Source organism: Microbispora sp. H10670 (assembly GCF_014161385.1).
Lineage (GTDB): Bacteria > Actinomycetota > Actinomycetes > Streptosporangiales > Streptosporangiaceae > Microbispora > Microbispora triticiradicis.
Genome location: NZ_JABBWW010000004.1, coordinates 350,956 through 369,440 on the forward strand (window position 1 = coordinate 350,956; position 18,485 = coordinate 369,440).

Annotated in this window: 19 protein-coding genes; 5 read left to right on the forward strand and 14 right to left on the reverse strand. The window is 70.8% G+C overall.

The window, feature by feature from the left end; all coding sequences use genetic code 11:
* Nucleotides 1–5: 5 nt before the first annotated feature.
* Nucleotides 6–3,092: an ATP-binding protein gene (locus HHX33_RS09035; protein ID WP_182874156.1), complete on the reverse strand. Its 3,087-nt coding sequence runs from the start codon at nt 3,090–3,092 to the stop codon at nt 6–8.
* Nucleotides 3,093–3,189: 97 nt separating this feature from the next.
* Nucleotides 3,190–5,121: a hypothetical protein gene (locus HHX33_RS09040; RefSeq protein WP_182874157.1), complete on the reverse strand. Its 1,932-nt coding sequence runs from the start codon at nt 5,119–5,121 to the stop codon at nt 3,190–3,192.
* A gap of 146 nt (nt 5,122–5,267) precedes the next feature.
* Here HHX33_RS09040 and HHX33_RS09045 point away from each other — a divergent pair, with 146 nt between their 5' ends.
* From HHX33_RS09045 to HHX33_RS09055, 3 genes are all read left to right on the forward strand, one after another.
* Nucleotides 5,268–5,927, forward strand: a complete 660-nt coding sequence (locus HHX33_RS09045; RefSeq protein WP_182874158.1) for a hypothetical protein — start codon at nt 5,268–5,270, stop codon at nt 5,925–5,927.
* Entirely contained in the window at nt 5,927–6,604 is a 678-nt protein-coding gene (locus HHX33_RS09050) for a DUF4352 domain-containing protein (RefSeq protein WP_182874159.1), read from the forward strand. Before HHX33_RS09045 ends, HHX33_RS09050 begins: the two co-directional genes overlap by 1 nt.
* A gap of 386 nt (nt 6,605–6,990) precedes the next feature.
* On the forward strand, nt 6,991–7,524 hold the full coding sequence (locus HHX33_RS09055; protein ID WP_182874160.1) for a hypothetical protein: 534 nt from the start codon (nt 6,991–6,993) through the stop codon (nt 7,522–7,524).
* Here HHX33_RS09055 and HHX33_RS09060 read toward each other — a convergent pair.
* The 10 genes from HHX33_RS09060 to HHX33_RS09105 all read right to left on the reverse strand — a co-directional run bounded on the left by HHX33_RS09060 (nt 7,478) and on the right by HHX33_RS09105 (nt 14,276).
* A complete protein-coding gene (locus tag HHX33_RS09060) occupies nt 7,478–8,800 on the reverse strand; it encodes a hypothetical protein (protein WP_182874161.1) in 1,323 nt (440 codons plus the stop codon). The two genes, HHX33_RS09055 and HHX33_RS09060, sit on opposite strands and share 47 nt — an antisense overlap.
* Before the next feature lie 51 nt (nt 8,801–8,851).
* Entirely contained in the window at nt 8,852–9,286 is a 435-nt protein-coding gene (locus tag HHX33_RS09065) for a type II toxin-antitoxin system VapC family toxin (protein WP_182874162.1), read from the reverse strand.
* Complete coding sequence (locus tag HHX33_RS09070; RefSeq protein WP_220501627.1) at nt 9,276–9,530, reverse strand: AbrB/MazE/SpoVT family DNA-binding domain-containing protein; 255 nt, start codon at nt 9,528–9,530, stop codon at nt 9,276–9,278. Before HHX33_RS09070 ends, HHX33_RS09065 begins: the two co-directional genes overlap by 11 nt.
* Before the next feature lie 86 nt (nt 9,531–9,616).
* Entirely contained in the window at nt 9,617–9,919 is a 303-nt protein-coding gene (locus HHX33_RS09075; protein WP_111697714.1) for a DUF1416 domain-containing protein, read from the reverse strand.
* Entirely contained in the window at nt 9,919–10,758 is an 840-nt protein-coding gene (locus HHX33_RS09080; RefSeq protein WP_111697715.1) for a sulfurtransferase, read from the reverse strand. Before HHX33_RS09080 ends, HHX33_RS09075 begins: the two co-directional genes overlap by 1 nt.
* A gap of 442 nt (nt 10,759–11,200) precedes the next feature.
* On the reverse strand, nt 11,201–11,671 hold the full coding sequence (locus tag HHX33_RS09085; protein ID WP_182874163.1) for a thioredoxin family protein: 471 nt from the start codon (nt 11,669–11,671) through the stop codon (nt 11,201–11,203).
* A 68-nt stretch (nt 11,672–11,739) separates the two neighbouring features.
* Nucleotides 11,740–12,633, reverse strand: a complete 894-nt coding sequence (locus HHX33_RS35720; protein WP_182874164.1) for an anti-sigma factor family protein — start codon at nt 12,631–12,633, stop codon at nt 11,740–11,742.
* Nucleotides 12,630–13,142, reverse strand: coding sequence for a sigma-70 family RNA polymerase sigma factor (locus HHX33_RS09095; RefSeq protein WP_244301829.1), 513 nt, complete (start codon nt 13,140–13,142; stop codon nt 12,630–12,632). Before HHX33_RS09095 ends, HHX33_RS35720 begins: the two co-directional genes overlap by 4 nt.
* Before the next feature lie 61 nt (nt 13,143–13,203).
* The gene (locus HHX33_RS09100) at nt 13,204–13,884 is read right to left on the reverse strand and encodes a DUF2993 domain-containing protein (RefSeq protein WP_182874165.1); all 681 of its coding nucleotides are present in this window, start codon (nt 13,882–13,884) and stop codon (nt 13,204–13,206) included.
* Nucleotides 13,885–14,027: 143 nt separating this feature from the next.
* The gene (locus HHX33_RS09105; protein ID WP_111697720.1) at nt 14,028–14,276 is read right to left on the reverse strand and encodes a MoaD/ThiS family protein; all 249 of its coding nucleotides are present in this window, start codon (nt 14,274–14,276) and stop codon (nt 14,028–14,030) included.
* A gap of 273 nt (nt 14,277–14,549) precedes the next feature.
* Here HHX33_RS09105 and HHX33_RS09110 point away from each other — a divergent pair, with 273 nt between their 5' ends.
* A complete protein-coding gene (locus tag HHX33_RS09110; protein ID WP_111697721.1) occupies nt 14,550–15,263 on the forward strand; it encodes a winged helix-turn-helix transcriptional regulator in 714 nt (237 codons plus the stop codon).
* Between the two features lie 59 nt (nt 15,264–15,322).
* On the opposite strand, the gene HHX33_RS09115 is transcribed toward HHX33_RS09110, so the two are convergent.
* A complete protein-coding gene (locus tag HHX33_RS09115; RefSeq protein ID WP_182874166.1) occupies nt 15,323–17,158 on the reverse strand; it encodes a bifunctional metallophosphatase/5'-nucleotidase in 1,836 nt (611 codons plus the stop codon).
* 131 nt (nt 17,159–17,289) lie between these two features.
* Between HHX33_RS09115 and mshD the strand changes: the two genes are divergently transcribed.
* Nucleotides 17,290–18,192 (forward strand): mycothiol synthase, encoded by a 903-nt coding sequence (mshD, locus tag HHX33_RS09120; protein ID WP_182874167.1) that lies wholly within the window; start codon nt 17,290–17,292, stop codon nt 18,190–18,192.
* Nucleotides 18,193–18,249: 57 nt separating this feature from the next.
* Here the strand turns inward: mshD and HHX33_RS09125 are convergent.
* Nucleotides 18,250–18,485, reverse strand: a 236-nt coding sequence (locus tag HHX33_RS09125) for a transposase (RefSeq protein ID WP_182874168.1), incomplete at its 5' end; no start/stop codon positions are given.

Below are 18,485 nucleotides of genomic sequence, written 5' to 3' on the forward strand. Positions count from 1 at the left end.
CGAAATCACGATCCGAAGGACAGCTCGGCGGGGGTGTCGCCGTCGAAGGGCAGCACGAACCGGCGCGGCCAGGACAGCACGGTCTCCAGCCAGCCCGCGCTCATCGTCTGGGCGATGAATCTGATCCGCTCCCGCGGCTCGACGCCGATGGCGACCGTCGTCACGTCCCGCTGGATGCCCTCGTGCTCGTCGTCGCCGAGGATGACCCGCCAGGCCAGCGCGCGGTTGCGGTCCACCTCCATCGACAGCGGGTGGTGGCGCAGCGCCTTGGCCCGGTGGCCCAGCAGCTCCGTGCGCACGCCGACCGCCACCGCGCCCTCGGCGGGCTCGGCGCCGTTGACCCCCTGGTGGGGGTACGGCCGGCCGGCGGGGTCGGTGCCGAACAGCGGATACTCCATCGCCGGGGCGGGACTGCGCAGGTTGGGCGCGGGATGCCCGAAGGGGAACAGCCGGTCCACCTCGTGCAGCCAGCGGACCTGCGGGATGACCCAGGCCGCGCCCGGCCGCTCGCCGGCGCGCATCGGCGGCTCGCCCTCCGCGCCGTCCGCCTGACCGGCCGCGAGCAGCCCGGCCGCGACCTCGGCGGCCTTCTCGGTGAGCAGCGCGGGGTCGAACCACGTGCGCAGCGACCAGGCGCGGCGCGACACCGACCGCTCGACCAGCGTGGCCAGCAGGCACTCGCGCCGCTTGACCGGCAGCTCCGCCCAGATGTCGGCGAGCACACGCGGCACGCCCGGCAGCGACCGGTTCGTCACGAACGCCAGGACCGCCGTGTCGGTCCAGATCCGCAGCCACGCCCACTCGGGGGCCACCGCGAGCAGGTCGGCCTCGCGCAACTCCACCAGCGTGCAGGCCTTGCCCGTGCGGCACTCGCGCCCGCAGGCGGCCGAACGGCGGCCGCAGATCGGCGGGACCGGGCCGAGCGTCTCACGCTCGCGGTCCTCGCCCAGCGGCACCTGGACGCGCAGCGGGCGGTCCATGCCGTCGGCGAACACCGCGGCGAAGCCCGGCTGGAGCGACACGACCTGACGCGACTGGTCCTCGCTGAGGTTCATCGCCGCGCCGACCAGCGCGCGGTCGTCCTCGGCCGGGAGCCGGTGCACGACCTTGAGCGCGGTGTTCTTCACCACGTCGGAGACGAGCTTGGTCGGGATCTGCTCGGCCACGACGATGCCCTCGCCGTACGCCCTGATCTCGGCGAGCATCCCGGCCAGCAGTTCGACGGCGTGGGTGGAGGCCCGCTGGGAGCCCCGGTCGCGCAGCAGCCGGTGGGCCTCCTCGATCACGATGACGTGCCGCAGGCCGCCGACGCCGTCCTCGGTCCGCGGCTCGGAACGGGCCCGCATCCGCAGGTGCTCGACGATCCGGATGATCAGCGTGCCCATGAGGAACGCCTTGTCCTCGTCGTTGGCGACGTCCTCGATCGCGAGCACCACGTTGCGCTGGAGCAGGCCGCCGATGTCGGCCGGGTGGCCGCCCTCGAAGAACCGGCCCGCGCTGCCGACGCGCAGGCTGCGCAGGCGCAGGCTGATGAAGCCCTCGACGTCGGCCTGGACCTCGTTGCCGTACCCGATCTCCTGGATGACCTCCAGCGCGTGCTGCTGGAGCTGCTCCAGCGTCGGCACCGCCGGCTGCACGGCGGCCCCCGGGATGCCGCCGCCGGTCACCACGTCCCAGCCGTTGGCCTCGTAGACGCGCTGCAACGCCAGCGACATGATCTGCGGGAACGGCTCCTCGGCGTCGAAGGCCGCCAGGAACAGCGCCCTGACCATGTCGATGTGCGCCTGTACGGGATAGCCGGGCTCGGGCGCGAGCGGGTTGACGCTGATCGGCACGTTGTCCGGCGCCGAGGGGTTGATGACGGTCAGCGGCCCCAGGTGCTCGACGCGGCCGGCCATCGCGGCGTACTCCGACTTGGCCGGTTCGATGGCCAGCCACGGGATGCCCGCGATCGTGAGCTGCTCCAGCAGGTGCCGTACGGTCTGGGACTTGCCGGAGCCGGTGGCGCCGGTCACGAAGGCGTGCCGGTTCAGCGTCGCGAGCGGCACCCGGAACGCGCCGACGGCGCGGTCCTGCCCGTCGACGATCGCGCCGAGGTCGATCGACTCCGAGCCCTCCACGTCGGCCTCGCTCGTCACGTCGAAGAAGCCGGCGTCGAGCACCCGGACCCCCGGCACCTCCCGGCGCGGCAGCCCGGCGAGCGCGGCGAGCGCCCCCGCCGTCGCCGCGAACGGCGCCGCCGCGCCGTCGGCCGAGTCCTGCAGGTCGACGGCCAGCGCCTCGGCGAAGCCGTACACCGACTCGCTCGCGCCGTCCCCCGACAGGGCGGGCAGTGTCATGGCGCTGCGCAGCCGGTAGGGGTGGTGGCTCATCTCCACCGAGCCGACCAGCACCGGCGCGATCTGGCGCAGTTCGTCGGGGCCCGCCGCGCCGGCGAGCACCCGGACGTTCCACAGGCCGGCCTCGCGGAACGCGTCCAGCTCCTGCATCCTGCGCTCGGCCCGCTCGGCGTCGAACCGCGACCGCTCGGAGGCGTCGCCGTACTGGCGCAGCACGTTGAGCTGGGTGCGCAGGTGGGCGACCTCGGCGTCGAGCAGGTCGGTCGGCTCGGCGACGACCACCCAGGCGAACGGCCGGGACATGAGCGTGACCAGCGTCGACTCGAAGAGCGTGGGCCGCTTGGGCTCGTCCGGCTCCGGCTCGCGCCTGCCGTAGAGAGGCGGGGCCTGACGGCCGGGGCACGGCGTCCAGACGAGGTCGGCGAGGTCGGCCAGCCACTCATCGCCGATCTCCACGCCCCGCGCGCCACCGGGGAACAGCAGCGGCTGCGGGCCGGTGACCGGCGGCTCCGGGGCCGAGGCCGCCCGGCGCGGCGGCTTGGGCGGCGTGAGCGGCCCCGCGTTGGTGATCAGCTCAAGCGGGGCACCCGACCCACGCGACAGCCAGCCGATGACGAACGGCCGGTTGCGCTGCGCGGCGGACAGGACCGCGGGGAGCACCGTGACGAAGTCCCACTCCGCGGACGAAGTGCGCGAGGGAGCGGTGATCGCCTGGATCCGGTACCACGGCCCGCTCAGAGGGAACGGATGCAATGAGACCCCTCAGTCGACGACGAACAGGGAAGAGACTCCTTCAACGATCACGCCCGCACACCTCGGTTGACGATGCCCTTACCGACCGCGGACCGTGTCATGGCCGCTTGCGCCAGTCGAGGCGGGGCGGCGGAGGACCGAGGTTCGGGGGGACCTCGGGCAGCGTGGGCTCGGCCGGCTCCGGCTCGGGCTCGGGTTCCCGCGGCGTCAGGGCGGCGCGGCGGATCTCCTCGAACTCCCCCAGCGTCGTCTTCGGGAAGGTGAGTATCGCCGGGTTCGCGTCCGCCAGGCGCACCTGGCGTCCCTCCGCCGTCGAGTAGGTGACGATCACGGACGTCGTGGGAAGCTGCTGGAGCTGGTGCGGCTCGACCAGGAACTCCCGCGACCGCTGCAGGACCCCGTCGGCCACCGTGGGCGCGCGCCGGCCCCACTCGGTCGACTCCGTGATGTCCTCGCGCAGGTCGCCCTCCCGCATGTCCTCCCCCTCCGTACGGCCCTCGCCGACGGTGGAGGTGTAGAACCCGCTCGGGGAGGGGACCGCCGTGCTGAACGTCTCGGTGAGCTGGGCGAGTTCGAGGCGGTGCTCGGTGCCGACGTGCTCGCTGGCCACCCGGGCGTCCTCGGCGTTGCCCAGCCGCATGAACGCGACGGCGGCGTGCCCGCGGCCGAGCCGTTCCCGTACGGTCGGGGTGAGGCTGCGGTAGGTCAGCACGAGCCCGGTGCGCGAGGTCTCGCACGCGTCCATGAGCCGGTCGAGCACGTCGCCGCGGAGCTTGTCCGCGCCCGCGACGATGATCGTGTGGTACCAGGGCCGCTCGCTGGCCGGCGACTGCCGCAGGATGTGCGTGAGCGCGGTCGCGACGTACGTGCCGAGCACCCGGTTGCCGAAGACGCCCGCCTGCCGGTCCATGCTGACCACCCGCAGCCGCGCGGGCGGCAGCCGTACGGCCTCCGAGCCCAGCGTCTCCAGCTTGCGTAGCTGGGACTCCAGCGCCCAGGCCCGCTCGATGACGACCCGGTCGGCCACGCCCCGGCCGAACAGCGTGCCGATGCGTTCGAGCTGCGAGGCGGTCAGCAGGCCGTACTTCATGTCGTCGCGCGGGTCGCCCACCTGCGCGAGCGCCCGCAGCGCGGCGGTGACCTGGCTGATCGTGGCGTTCTCGCCGAGGACCTCCAGCACGCGCTCCAGGATCGCGTTGTCGAAGCCGATGTCCCTGCTGGTCTCCTCGCTGACGCTCACCACGTGGGCCAGCACGTCGGCGAACGCCTCGGGCTTGAGCGTCGCCCCCAGGTCGAGCCGGGGCAGGTCGACCGGGAGCACCCAGACCAGCGGGTCGTCCCCGCCCCGGCGGGCGAGCTCGATGAGGTCCTTGGCGATCGCGCCCTCCGACAAATCGAGCACGGTGAGGTGGCCGCCGCTGTAGAGGCGGGTCGCGCCGATCAGCGTGACCAGCGCCGACCAGCCGGTCAGCGTGCCGCCCGCCACGTCGACCCGGTCGATCTCGTCGGGCACCGCCACGGCGTACCAGGTGATCTGCTTGTCGAAGCGGTTCTTCTTCTCGGCCCAGTCGCGGTACTTCGCGGCGTGCTCCTCCTGGGCGGTGATGATCTCCCGCTGCCGCCGCTCCTGCTCCCGCAGCGCCTTGCGGCGGCGCTCGTCGAGCCGCTCGTTGACCGTACGGTCGCCCTGCCGGATGGCGTAGGTGCAGATGGCCGCCACACCGCCCGCGGCGACCAGCCCGAGCAGCACGAACGACCAGGTGAGCAGGCCGGTCACGCCGAGGACGAGGATCCCGGCGGCCAGCACGGCCATGAACGTGCGGAAGAGCCGTACCGGATGGTTGAGCAGGTCCTTCTGCAGGCGCTCCCGGTGGACCCAGTCGTTGTTCTCGGCGGGAGGCTCGGCGACGTCCTCGCGCGCCGGCCGCTTCGGCGGCGGCCCCGGATCGGGGTACAGCAGAGCGTACTGCCAGCCCAGGTAGATCCGGTCCGCCTGCAACTGGGCATGCTCGGGGTGCGGGTCGCCCACGGGCCCTCCATGTCCGCCTAAGGTCACAGCGTAGGATCTGGAAGCCCTGTCAGGGCGGCCTTCTCGCCATTCGGACCTATTTCCCGCCGGCGCCTGGAACCTATGGGGCCCATGGGGCGATTGTGATCGTACTACCATCGCTTGCCATGACGTCATCCCCCAATGGCGCCCGACGGCGACGCCCGGTGCTGGTCCCGGTCGCCTCCGTGCTGGCCGTAGTGGGCATCGGCGTCACCGCCGCCTTCGGCGGCCTCAAGGAGGCCCCGGACGAACCGCCGCCCACGGTCTCGCCCGGGGACACGATCGACCAGGGGCAGTTCCGCACCCAGTTCATCAAGGCGATCGACACCACGGAGAAGGGCAGCTTCGGCGACCCCAAGCGCTACCTGGAACTCGTCGTCAAGGTCACCAACATGGGCGACGAGACCGCCTCGGTCGGCATTGTGCAGGAACCCGGGAAAGGCTTCCGCCAGACCGGCTCCTTCGCCGGCTCGCTGCTGCGGACCCGCCCCGAGATGAAGAGCGAGTACGGCCCGCGGGCCTCGGTGCTGAGCTACGGCATCGAGAGCCAGCAGCTTCATCCGGGGATCACCACCACGGTCGTGGTGAAGTACGAGCTCCAGCCCACCACGACCGCACCCGAGGAGATCAGCCTCGACCTCGGCAAGTTCGAGAACGAGCCGCTCGGGCTGCGCGACCAGACCCACTACTGGTTGCTCGCAGGCGAGGGCGGGGACGGCGAGGATCCCTTCGAACCCGAGGTCGCCGCGCGGATCACCCTCCCGGTGCGGAAGGAGGACAGCTGATGGCGCTGGCCCAGGCCGAGAGCCGTACGTCCCGCCGGGCCGCCGCCGGCCGGCCCCGCAGGCGCGGGCTGGGGCGGCGTCTCGCCGCCGGAGTGGCGGGCATCGTGCTCGCTGCGGCGGCCGTCTACGCGCAGCAGAACTTCGCGATGTCCTTCGAGCAGCGCACGTCCTTCCTGACCTACAAGGGCCGGATCGGCGAGACGGTGGCGACCAACCGGTTCTCGGTGAAGGTCGTGTCGGTCTCCGCCGCCCACGCGGTGGACACGAAGGACTTCTCGAACAAGGTGCTCAAGGTGGGTACAAGTCACCTGTTCCTCCTGCTCAACGTGTCCGCCACGACCGCCCGCGCGCCCGTGAAGCTGAGTACTCTCACACCTCCGGTGCTGTTGACCGACGATGGCCGGCTCTACCGGCCGACGGACAAGGTGAGCGACACTCTTACGCTGTTCAACAAGTGGCTGCAGCCGGGGTTCTGGTCGACCGGCCTGCTCGTCTACGAGGTGCCGAAGGACGCCGTGCCGGGAGCTCGCCTGGTCTTCAATCCGGACACCGGTGGGGGTCTCGTGGACAGCCTCGCTCCCGAGGCGGAGATCGACCTCGGGCTGTCCGGCGACGCCGGCTCCCGGCTGATCTCGCAGGCGGAGGACTATCACACACTGACGGGCACGAGCCGATGACCGAGACTCCCATGGACGGAAACCCGCCGAGGAACGGCCCGGACACCCGCGACTGGTTCGCGCCCCCTCCCGAGCAGCCCTCCGACATCACCTACAGCGGCGTGTTGCCGCCGCGGCCCATGCCGACAGCGCCCCCGTCCATCCCGATTCCCGGGAAACTCGCCCCGCCGACGGACCTGCGCGTGTGGCCGCCTCCGGAGCCCGAGGGGGAGGACAGGTCGACGCAGCCCTTCCCCGCGCTGCGGGCCAACCGGCTGCCCCCGCCTCCGGCACCCCCGCCCCTCACGCCCCCGCCGGCGGCTCCTCCTTCCGCTGAGCCTTCCCCCGAGCCTGAGGCGGCACCGCCTGTGCGAACGAGGCGTACGGGACTCCTGGCCGGGGGAACCGTGCTTTCCGTCGTACTCGTCGTCGGCGCTCCCTCCTGGCTCGGCTACCGTGCCTACGACATGTTGCAGCCGCCGCAGGACGTCGTCCGCGTTGTACCGGTTGGGCAGGCCGGCGTATGGCAGCACGTGTCATGGCGCGTGAGCGTCGAAAAGGTCCCCGATCCCACCGGCAAGCCGGACACGTCCGACCGTCAGTGGCTGAAGGTCGTCGCCACGCGAACCGCCCTCGACGCCGAGGGCGCCATCCGTCACGGGGCACCGGCGGAGGTCCGGCTCGTCGACCGGGCCGGGCGCAAATGGCAGTTGGAGACGATGAACAACGAGACGCCCACCGACGTCAAGGAGAACAAGGTCGGCACGCCGTACCGGCTGGAGATGCTGGGGGTGGTGCCGCCCTCGGTGGCCGACCAGGTCGAGGTCATCATCCGCCCGAGCTCCTACCGGGACGTGCCCGACCAGTCCGCCGCGGACTTCATGAAGGATGCCTTCAACTCAGGGGAGAAGGACGATCGGGTTCTGAGGTTCCGGCGGTGACCGCGCCCCGGCCCTCAAGCCGGGACCTGGTCGCCGCCAGGTCGAAGGTGGCGGCGATCAGGCACATGGTCACTGTCGTGACGACTAGTTCTTTCACGTAGTCGACCGGCTCGGTCGTCACCAACCAGAAGTACTGCTTGTCGCTCGCCAGCAGATAGCCGCCCGCCCTGCCCAGGTAGTCGCCGCCGATGTGCAGGCCCACGTAACAGAGCGCGAACAGCCCGAACAGAGGAGCTCCGCCTCGCGCGGTCAGCCGCAGCGAGTTGAGCAGCGGGATCCACCGGCCGGTCCAGCCCGCACTGAGCTTGGCCAGCGCCCGGCGCGTCCAGTTGTGCGTGCGTTCCAGGTGGACCGCCGCCTGTTCGAGCCGGGTACCCCTGATCGTGGTCTGCGTGTCCTCCGCGTACGCGCCGTAGACGAGGATGCCGACCGTCAGCCACGCGAGCGGGACGGCCAAGGCGTCGATCACGTACGGCCAGACCTCCCCCAGCCACTCCGAGACCTGCTGCCACCCTGGGATGCTCCCCTGCGCCCCGGCCATGAGGTCGTGCCAGGCGGCGATGGCGGACCGCTGACCGATCCAGTCGGAGCGTGCCCCCACGGCGGCCGCGAGCGCGTTGATGCCGTAGAAGGCGAACGCCAGCTCGCCGAAAGTGGCGAGCACGCCGGAGAACCGGCCGTTCCCCGCCTCATGGCGGCGGCCGAAGTACCACTTCACCCCGTAGGCGACCATCATCGTCGCGAGGGAGACCTTGGGGTCGAGGTTGACGAGCCCGGCCATGACGCCGCTGTTCTCACCCTTCACCGCATCGTCGAAGAGCTGGGTCGGCGCCCTGAGCATGTCCATGTTCATGAACGCGCGGACGTCGCCCCTGACGAACCCCCAGGTCGTGTAGATGCCGGCGAAGACGAGTGCGGTCCGGTTGAGGGCGCCCAGCAGGCTCTCCTTGGCCTCGCCGCCGGCGCGCCGGGCCCGGGTCTCCAGCAGCGCCTCACGGACGACGTACAGCATGCCCACGGTCGTGGCGAGGGACGTCATCACGACGAGCGTGAACAGGAACATCACCAGGACCAGCCGGGCCTGGTACCACGAGCCGTGCGAGACGGTCGCGGCCAGCAGGAGCAGGCTCCACCGGACAAGCCGTCCGAGCGAGAACCAGATGATCAGCGGGAGCGCACACTTCGCGAGGATCCGCAGGGCGTGCAGCGGCAACGCGTACGGCGACAGCATCCAGGCGAACCTGCGGGGGGCGGGCAGTGCGGACGTTCCGGACACCTGCCGCATGTTATCGGCTCCCGCTTCCCCCTATGGCGCGATCACCTCTGTCTAGGGCGTGATGAGCTCCACGGTCGGGAAGTATGTGCGGTAGCGGGCGGCGTCCCGGGTGAGCAGCCGGTACCTACGGACCGCGGCATGCGCGCCGATGAAGAAGTCCGGCAGCGGCGATCGCTTCCCGCCCCCGCGCCTGCGATAGGCGAGGAATGCCTTACCGGCCAGGAACGCCGCCTCGAACGGGACGTCCTCACGCTCGTAGTCCTCAGGCGGCAGAACCTGGTCCAGGTCCTCGATGCTCGCGTAGCCGATGGAGACCTCTGAGTAGACGACCGGATTGATCACCAATCGTCCGTCGTCCAGGGCGCGTGCGAGGGCTGTCGCGGACCATAACGCCCAGGTGGCGTCGTCGGTGGCGACATCGAGCAGGACGCACGAGTCGACAAGAGTGACCCGCTCACGGACGACCCGAAGCGCGCTACTCGTCACGCAGCAGCCCCATGATCTCGTCGGTCGTCATTGACGTCGTCGCGCTGCCCCGGAGCCGGTGCGCGGCACGCTGTCCCCGGGTGCTGCTGCTCTCCCGGCGCACGATCTGCAGGGTGTTCCCCACCTCGATCACGTCGACCTCGTCACCGGGATGCAGTCCGTGTCTCTCGCGAAGCTCGGCGGGGATGGTGACCTGACCCTTGCTGTTCAGCCGCATCGCGCCCATTCCCATCACGTAATACATGTAGCACGTAATACTACGTTCCTGGGTGAGAACAGAGAAGGCCGGTGCGTTCGCGGGAACGCACCGGCCTCGGGTGAAGCGGTGGATCAGACGGCGACCGAGAGCTGGACGACCTCGCCGAGCTTGGCCTCGACGGCGACGTCCTTGGTGACGCCGCCGCCGGCGATGATGCGGACGGTCCACTGGCCGGGGGCGGCGAAGAAACGGAAGACGCCCTCGTCGGAGACGACGACCTCGCCGGTGAACTCGCCGCTGTGGTCCAGCAGGCGGGCGTACGCCGTGCCGGCGCCGGAGACGACGCCCTGGATCACGGCCTGGTTGGACAGGTCGATGCCGGCCGGCAGCGCGACGGTCTGCTCAGGAGCAGCGCAACCCTGTGTGGTGGTCATCAGCGGGCCTCTCCCAGCTCGATCGGCACGCCCACGAGCGAGCCGTACTCGGTCCACGAACCGTCGTAGTTCTTGACGTTGGGCTGGTCGAGCAGCTCGTGCAGCACGAACCAGGTGTGCGCGGAGCGCTCGCCGATGCGGCAGTAGGCGATGGTGTCCTTGCCGAGGTCCACACCGGCGCCGGAGTAGAGCTCGCGGAGCTCGTCGTCGGAGCGGAAGGTGCCGTCGTCGTTGGCCGCCTTCGACCACGGGATGTTGCGGGCGGTCGGCACGTGGCCGCCGCGCTGCGCCTGCTCCTGCGGCAGGTGGGCCGGGGCGAGCAGCTTGCCGGTGAACTCGTCGGGCGAGCGCACGTCGACCAGGTTCTGCTTGCCGATCGCGGCGACGACGTCGTCGCGGAAAGCGCGGATGTCGTTGTCGGGCTCCTGGGCCGTGTACTGGGTGGCGGGGCGCTCGACCGCGTCCTTGACCAGCTCGCGGGACTCCAGCTCCCACTTCTTGCGTCCGCCGTCGAGCAGCTTGACGTTCGCGTGGCCGTACACCTTGAAGTACCAGTAGGCGTAGGCGGCGAACCAGTTGTTGTTGCCACCGTAGAGGATCACGGTGTCGTCGTTGGCGATGCCACGGGACGACAGCAGGGCCTCGAAGCCGGCCTTGTCGACGAAGTCGCGGCGGACCGGGTCCTGCAGGTCGGTCCTCCAGTCGATCCTCACGGCACCGCGGATGTGACCCTTGTCGTAGGCGCTGGTGTCCTCGTCGACCTCGACGAGCACGACACCCGGCGTGTCGAGGTTGGCCTCGACCCAGTCGGCGTCCACCAGAACGGCGGAGCGGCTCATTTGATTCTCCCAGGTTGTAGACGGCGGATGAGCAGGTACGTTGCGCAGCCCGGGCGGACCCGGACGTCGCGTTGGGGAAGGCGGCCGGCGGTGCCGCTGCCGCACCCAGAGCCAGTACGGTGATCCCACACGCGAACCCGATCAGTCCCACCGGCGCGAACCCCGGCCCGATGATCCGTGCGAACCTCGCCGGCGCCGAGGTTTCGGCGCGCGAGGGCGGCCGTGGAAACGGCCGCTTCGGATCGGGGGCCACGAGGGTCGATGTGCATCGTGGGGATACTCCTGAAGGATTCTCGGAGCGCGGCGTCAAGCCGCAGGAATCACCCTCAGGCCATGCGACAGAGCGAGGTCGCGACGCGGCAGAAGTCCACCGCCCGCCGCTTCGTGAGCAGCTCTGTCGTGGGAGTCATGGCCACGACAGTACCTTCCGTCTCGACATCTGTCACACCTTGTCCGATGGCTGAGATGAATGGTGAGACGTTCCATCCACGGCGAGGCCGAGAGCGGCGATCACGTCGGCCTTGCGCGGCTGGCCCGACGCCCTCTTCACCACGTTTCCCGCGCCGTCGAGGACGAGCACCGTGGGGGTGCTCAGCACCTCGAACCGCCGGACCAGGTCGAGGCGCGACTCCGCGTCGATCTCGACGTGACGCACGCCCGGCACCAGGCCGGCCACCTCGCCGAGGATCCGGCGGGTCGCCCTGCAGGGCTGGCAGAACGCGGTGGAGAACTGCACGAGCGTGGCCCGCTCGCCCAGATCGGCACCGAGATCGGCGGCCAGGACGGCGCCGAGATCACCTCTCGCCGCCGGGGCGTGTTCCACTGCCCGCACCCTCCCGTCGCGCCGCCCGGGAACCGGCCCGGCGGCCACGTTCTGGACGAGCGTGTCCACCCGGGTCGCGATGCCCGCCATCGCCGTTTGCAACCCTCCGTACGCCGGGGCTGATTCCCGGCCCGGGTCACGGAAAGGTCACAGGACGCTCAGAGTCTGGCGGCGACCAGTGTGCGGCCGTCGGCGCCGGCGAGTTCGACGCGCTCGATCTGATCGGGGCTCAGCGCCGTCGAGCCCTCGAAGACCATCTTCGGCCCGCGGTACTCCCCGCGCTCCACCGTCCAGGTGCCGAGGACCGAGACGGTGCCGTCCTTCCCGACCACACGGAGCGCGCACACCGTCCCCGCGGGCACCCCGGCGACCCTCGCGACGACCTGCGTCCCGCGCTCCTGCGGGACGAGCCGTACGGTCAGCCGCATGTCGCCGTTGCTGCCGCGAGCCTCCGGCGAGGTGGTGACGGTCGCCTCCGCGGGCGGCTGCTCGGCCTTCTTCGCCACGGTGCCGGGAGGGCGCTCCGCCGTCGGGACGGGCGAGGCGGGAGCGTCGAAGATCTGCGGGATCTCGTCGTTGCCGGTTCTGGGCGCCTGGGCCGCGGCGGCGTCCGAAGCGGCGTCTGAGGCGGCGCCGCCGGCGGCCGCACTGCCGGCCGCGCCCTCAAGCCTGCTCTCGTACTGCGGGGCCGCGACGGCCGACCCCGCCGCCGTGTCCTGCGACGACGTCTGCGCCGCCGACAGCCAGGCCGTGCCGCCCACGGCGGCGACGACGACGGACGCGGCGAGCGCCAGCAGCACGCGGGACCGGCGCCCCCGCTTCGCCGACGCGGCGACCAGCCGGTCGAGCACGGCGCGCGGCGGCGCGGCGGCGCGCTCGACGTCCTCGGCCGACACGAGTGCCAGCAGGGGCGGCAGCCCCGACAGCGCGGCCAGCTCCGCCCGGCACTCCGCGCAGGTCTCCAGGTGGGCCTCGACCTCGGCGGTCTCCTCGGCGTCGAGCGCCCCGAGGACGTACACGCCGAGTGAGATCCGCACCTCCTCGCAGGTCATGGTGCCAGCCCCCGTTCCTCCAGGGCGAGTTTGAGCGCTCGGAGTGCGTAGTAGGTCCGCGACTTGACCGTCCCCTGCGGGATGCCGAGGATCTCCGACGCCTCCTTCACCGATCTCCCCCGGTAGTACGTCTCCATGAGCACCTCACGGTGCTCCGGCCTGAGCGAGGCCAGCGCCTCCGCGACCCCCCACGACTCGACGGCGCGGTCGAGCTCGTCGTCGGCGGGCAGCACGGCGAGCGCCTCGTCCCCCGTCTCCTGCGGCCTGGACCTGCGGGCCCGGTGCTGGTCGACGACGATGTTGCGGGCGACCGTGAACAGCCAGGCGCGCACCGGGCGTCCTTCGAGCACCCCGGGGTTGCGCCAGGCCCGAAGCAGCGTCTCCTGCACCACGTCCTCCGCCCTGCCCGGGTCACTGGTCAGCCGCAGTACGTAGCCGTACAACGGCCCTGCGTGATCCTCGAAAAGCGCGCGCACGAGCTCCTCGTCGGCGGTTCCGGCTGGACTCACACCTTCTTCACGTACGAAACGGCCGGCCGGTTCGGCACTGTGACCATCGTCACGTGGGCCGTCACTTGAAGGAGACATCACTCGCGGTGCCCTGGACCGCGAGTCCCTCACTGGTCGAGGTCACGCGGGTGATGCGCAGGTTCAGCGGCAGGTTCTTCACCGGGACCGTGAAGGAGATGAGCCGCTCGGGGTTCGGCACCGGAATCGCGCCCGCGAGCCGCACGCTGGCCGGCGTGAGCCGGATCCCGTCCTTGATCATTTCGATCTTCATGTCGGCGGTGACCGGCACCTGGTTTCCCAACACGGTCACGTTGCCCGAGACGCGGAGCTTGTCGTCGCCGGTGCCCTCGACCTTGATGCCCTTCGGCGCGTGGGCGGACAGGGTCTGGCGCGAGATGACCACGGTCCCCACCACGCGGTCGGCCCCGATCTTGGCGGCCGCGGCGTTCTGGATGAGGTCGGCGAGCGGGGCGGTCACGCCGTAGAGCGTGGCGTCGATCCGTTCGAGCTGGACACCCTCCCGCTCCACCTCGCCGATGCCGATGGCGATCTCCTCGTATCTGCCGGAGAACGCCTGCGTGAGGAACGGAAGCCCCTTCACCTGCACCGAAGGCGGCTGCGCCAGGTCGTACTGGGCCTCGATCTGGCGGGCGATCTCCCGCTGCACGCCGACCACGGCCACCCGGTCGAGCACGACGAGCAGGATGGCGAGCATAACCACGGCCACGACCAGCTTGCGCATCCGACTCCTCCGAAGGCGCCCGTACGATTCAGCGTAGTGCCCCTGCCCGCGAGATTTGCCCGAGAACGGACAATGCCCGGAGAGACGCACACCCGCTCCGGACGCCGTGAGGGGTGAAGCGTGACGGGAGAGGCACGTGCCGCTCATCCCCCGGCGAATGGGGGCAAAACCTCTACCACGAATCCCTCGGGCAGCATGATCGTGGCGGGGTCGCGGGTGCCCGCCGGGGCGCCGTCGATCAGGAAGGACGACCGGCGCAGCACGCGCTCCAGGGCCGGGTCCCCCCCGATCCGCGCGAGCAGGTCCGCCAGCGTCGCCGCGTCGGCGGCCTCCTCGGGCGTCCCGGCGGCCTCCTTGGCCGCCGCCCAGTAGCGAATCGTCCCCGTGGCCATGGTCAGCCCGCTCCCCTCGTGAGCCGCGTCTCGGTCGGCGTCCGAAACATGTCACCTCCATGAAAGCTCTCCGTCACCGTCACGTTACGGTCTTAAACCACGTGACGTGTTGTTCACACGGGTGACGCGGATTGGACGCAAAGTTCGTGTGGGCTACCCTACGAATTAATGGACTCGGGCGATGTGGCCCCCGGGTCCTTACATGTTTGTACGGCTGTCGCGGTTTCCAGTGCTGCAAACGGCGCCGAGCCGACATGGTGCGAGGAGGCTCATGTGAGCAATCTGCTCCTGCTGACCAACGCTCTGGAGCCGTCGGCGGAGGTGCTCCCGGCACTCGGACTGCTTCTCCACTCGGTGCGGGTCGCCCCGGCCGAGGCCTCCGCTCTGATCGACGCGCCGCCCGCGGACGCCATCCTGGTCGACGCGCGCCGTGAGCTCGTGCAGGCCAAGAGCCTGTGCCGGCTGCTGCGCACGACCGGTGTCACCTGCCCGCTGATGGCGATCGTGACCGAGGGCGGCCTGGCGGCGATGACGGCGGAGTGGGGCGTGGACGACGTCATCCTCGACACCGCCGGCCCCGCGGAGGTGGAGGCCCGGCTGCGGATGTCGGTCGGGCGGCTGTCGCTGGCCGCCACGGAGGACGTCCCCGACGAGATCCGCAGCGGTGACCTGTCGATCGACGAGGCCACCTACACGGCCAGGCTGCGCGGCCGGGCGCTCGACCTCACGTTCAAGGAGTTCGAGCTGCTCAAGTATCTCGCCCAGCACCCGGGCCGGGTCTTCACCCGGGCCCAGTTGCTCCAGGAGGTCTGGGGCTACGACTACTTCGGCGGCACCCGGACCGTGGACGTCCACGTACGGCGGCTGCGGGCGAAGCTGGGAGCGGAGTACGAGGCGCTCATCGGAACGGTCCGCAACGTCGGCTACCGGTTCGTGCCCGACCGCGGCGGCGAGCAGCAGGCCGAGGCCGAGGCCGTCAGACGCTGACTTCGGCCGGAAAGGCCCGCCCCCGCTGCGGGGGCGGGCCTTCCGGTGTTCTCCGTCCCTTACCGGACGAGGTTGATCCGGCCGGTGGCCGGCGGGGCGATCGGCGAGTGCGCGCCCATGTAGGCGACCAGCGCGTCGATGTCCAGCGGGCCGCTCCACAGGTTGGTGCCCTGCGTGAACACGGTAAAGCCGTCGCCGCCGCCGACGAGGAAGTTGTTGGCGGCCACCCGGATCTGCTGGGTGTCGGTCACCGCGGTGCTGTTGATCTTGATGTCGGAGACCCGCGAGCCCTCCGGCTTGGTGGTGTCGAAGGTGTAGGTCAGCGACGAGGACGGCTGCAGGATCCGCTGGGTGATGCCGCCCGTGGTCGGGTCGACCTTCCAGATCTGCTGCTCCAGCAGCGCCTTCAGCTGGGCCCCGGTGAGCGTGACGACCTGCATGAGGTTGTTGAACGGCTGCACCGTGAAGGCCTCGCCGTACGTCACGACCCCGTCCCCCTCGGCGCCGCTCTGCGGGAAGGTCAGGTCGGCGCGGACGCCGCCCGGGTTCATCAGCGCGATCTCGGCGTTGCCGCCGGTCTTGGTCGCCTCCAGCTGCGCGTCGGCGATCAGGTCGCCGAGCGGGGTCTCGCCGACGTTGCCGCCTCGCCCGATCGTGGCGGTGATCTTGCCGATCGGCTTGTTGGCGACGGTCGAGACCCGCTCCTTCCAGGTGTTGATATAGGTCTCGGTGTCGGCGTCCGGGGTGACGGTGCGGGTCACCACGTTGTTCTTGGCGACGACGCTGGAGCGGATGACGTCCTTGGTCCTACGGTCGATCTTGAAGTCGATCTGGGTGATCGCGCGGCCGAACGAGGAGCCCTGGGTGTAGAAGCGGTCCTGACCGGCCGGGTCCTTCACCTTGCAGACGTACGCCTGGTGGCTGTGGCCGCTGATGACGAGGTCGATCTGCGGGTCGAGCCCCTTGGCGATCCGCGAGCCGGCGCCGGGGACGACCGGGCACGAGCTGGGGTCCTGGTTGGGGGTGATGCCGTCGCCCTCGTGCACCAGCACGACCTGCGCCTTGACGCCGTGGCGGGTGAGGAGCTTCGACACCTTGTTGGCGGCCGCGATCTCCTCAGTGAACTTGAGGCCCGCGATGCCGGAGGCGGTGACGATGCTGGGGGTGGTCTGGGTCACCAGACCGATGAAGGCGACCTTCATCCCGTTGATCTTCTTGACGAAGTAGGGCGGCAGGGCGTAGTCGCCGTTCGACTCCTTCTGCACGTTGGCCCCGAGGTAGTCGAAGCTCGTGCCCTTCCACGTCCCGGCCGGGGAGCAGCCGTCCACCGGGTGGCAGCCGCCGTTCATGATGCGCTTGAGCTCGTTGATGCCCTCGTCGAACTCGTGGTTGCCCGCCGAGGAGGTGGCGAGGCCGAGCTGGTCGAGCAGCGCGGCGGTCGGCTCGTCGTGGTAGGCCGCGGACAGCAGCGGCGAGGCGCCGATGAGGTCGCCGGCGCCCACCAGCAGGGTGTTGTCCGTACGCAGTTGCTTGAGGTGCGCGGCCAGGTAGGCGGCGCCGCCGGCGATCGAGTACTTGGCGCCCGCGATGCCGGTGAGGGAGCCGTCCGTGTCGGTGAGCGGCCCGTTGGGGTCGAGGATCCGGGAGCCGGACCCGGTCGGGGGCTCCAGGTTGCCGTGCAGGTCGTTGATGGTCAGCAGCCGGACGGAGACGGAGGGGTCGGGCTTGTGGCCGTGCCCGGCCGGTTGCTTCGGCCCATGGTTCGTTCCATTGGAGACCGCGGGGGCGGCAGCCTTCGAAGCGGGATCGGCGACGGCCGGGCTCACGGTGAGAGCCGCGGCGCCCAGGATCGCGGCGCCGGCGACGGCCAGTCGCGTCAGGGATGCTCGGGTCATGACCCCCGACAGTAGAACGGCGACCTGATCGGGAAATGGCGCAAAGATAACGATTCAGGGAGGCCACGGCTGGCGTCTATTGCCGAAGCCCCCCGCCGGGGCGCGCCGGCCCCTCGCCTATCGTGCCAGGCATGAACGTACGCGTGGAGATCACGGAAAGGCTCGGCGACGAGCAGGTTACGGCCGTGCTCGCTCTGGTGGAGGCGGCCGTCGAGGCCGACGGGGTGCGACCGCTCAACGAGCACGTGATGCTCCAGGTGCGCTACGGCGGCGTGCCGGGGGCGAGAGCCGTACTGCTGCACAAGGACGGCGAACTCGCCGGATTCGCCCACCTGGACCCACCCGGCGACCCGGCCGGCCCCGAGGAGGGACCGAGCGGCGAACTCGTGGTGCGTCCGGCCTTCCGCGGGCTCGGCGTGGGCCGGCGGTTGCTCGACGCGGTGCTGGAGGCGAGCGGCGGCAGGCTCCGCCTGTGGGCGCACGGCGACCTGCCCGCCGCCGCCCGCCTCGCCGCGAGCGCGGGCCTGACCCGGGCGCGGTCGCTGTGGCGGATGCGCCGGCCGCTGGCGGAGCCCCTGCCCGCCGCCCCGCTCCCCGAAGGCGTACGGCTGCGCACGTTCGAGCCCGGGCGCGACGAGCGGGCCTGGCTCGCGCTCAACGCGCAGGCCTTCGCCGCCCACCCCGAGCAGGGCTCCTGGACGATCGACGACCTCGAACTGCGCGAACGCGAACCGTGGTTCGACCCCGCCGGCTTCTTCCTCGCCGTTCGAGACGACACGCCGGTGGGCTTCCACTGGACCAAGGTGCACCGCGACGGCGAGCCGATCGGGGAGGTGTACGTCGTGGGGGTCGGGCCCGGCGAACGCGGCACGGGCCTCGGCCGGGCGCTGACGATCGCCGGGCTCGAGCACCTGCGCGGCCTCGGCCTGGCCCGGGTGATGCTCTACGTGGACGAGGAGAACGCCGCGGCGGTCCGGCTCTACGAGTCGCTCGGGTTCACCCGGTGGATCACGGACGTGATGTACCGCCGGTGACGACGGCGGGCCGGTCCCGGGAGAGGGCGCCGGCCCGCCGGGATGCTCCTATGGATGTCAAGCGGCGACTTGTTGATCGTTCGCTGTGATGATCCGGTAGAGCTCTCGGGCGACGTAGCGTTTGAGGCAGCGGATGATCTCCTTCTTGGACAGGCCTTGTTTGGTGCGTCGTTCCATGTAGGCGCGGGTGCGGGAGTCCCAGCGCAGACGGCATAGGACGACGAGATAGAGGGCTTTGTTGGCTTGCCGGTCGCCGCCTCGGTTGAGCCGGTGCCGGTGGGTCTTACCCGATG

Bases quoted from the DNA above. Each gene is read 5' to 3' on its own strand.
- HHX33_RS09045 (WP_182874158.1), top strand. From the start codon at position 5,268: ATGACGTCATCCCCCAATGGCGCCCGACGGCGACGCCCGGTGCTGGTC.
- HHX33_RS09050 (WP_182874159.1), top strand. From the start codon at position 5,927: ATGGCGCTGGCCCAGGCCGAGAGCCGTACGTCCCGCCGGGCCGCCGCC.
- HHX33_RS09070 (WP_220501627.1), bottom strand. From the start codon at position 9,530: ATGTATTACGTGATGGGAATGGGCGCGATGCGGCTGAACAGCAAGGGT.
- HHX33_RS09075 (WP_111697714.1), bottom strand. From the start codon at position 9,919: ATGACCACCACACAGGGTTGCGCTGCTCCTGAGCAGACCGTCGCGCTG.
- HHX33_RS09080 (WP_111697715.1), bottom strand. From the start codon at position 10,758: ATGAGCCGCTCCGCCGTTCTGGTGGACGCCGACTGGGTCGAGGCCAAC.
- HHX33_RS09085 (WP_182874163.1), bottom strand. From the start codon at position 11,671: ATGGCGGGCATCGCGACCCGGGTGGACACGCTCGTCCAGAACGTGGCC.
- HHX33_RS35720 (WP_182874164.1), bottom strand. From the start codon at position 12,633: ATGACCTGCGAGGAGGTGCGGATCTCACTCGGCGTGTACGTCCTCGGG.
- HHX33_RS09100 (WP_182874165.1), bottom strand. From the start codon at position 13,884: ATGCGCAAGCTGGTCGTGGCCGTGGTTATGCTCGCCATCCTGCTCGTC.
- HHX33_RS09105 (WP_111697720.1), bottom strand. From the start codon at position 14,276: ATGGCCACGGGGACGATTCGCTACTGGGCGGCGGCCAAGGAGGCCGCC.
- HHX33_RS09115 (WP_182874166.1), bottom strand. From the start codon at position 17,158: ATGACCCGAGCATCCCTGACGCGACTGGCCGTCGCCGGCGCCGCGATC.
- mshD (WP_182874167.1), top strand. From the start codon at position 17,290: ATGAACGTACGCGTGGAGATCACGGAAAGGCTCGGCGACGAGCAGGTT.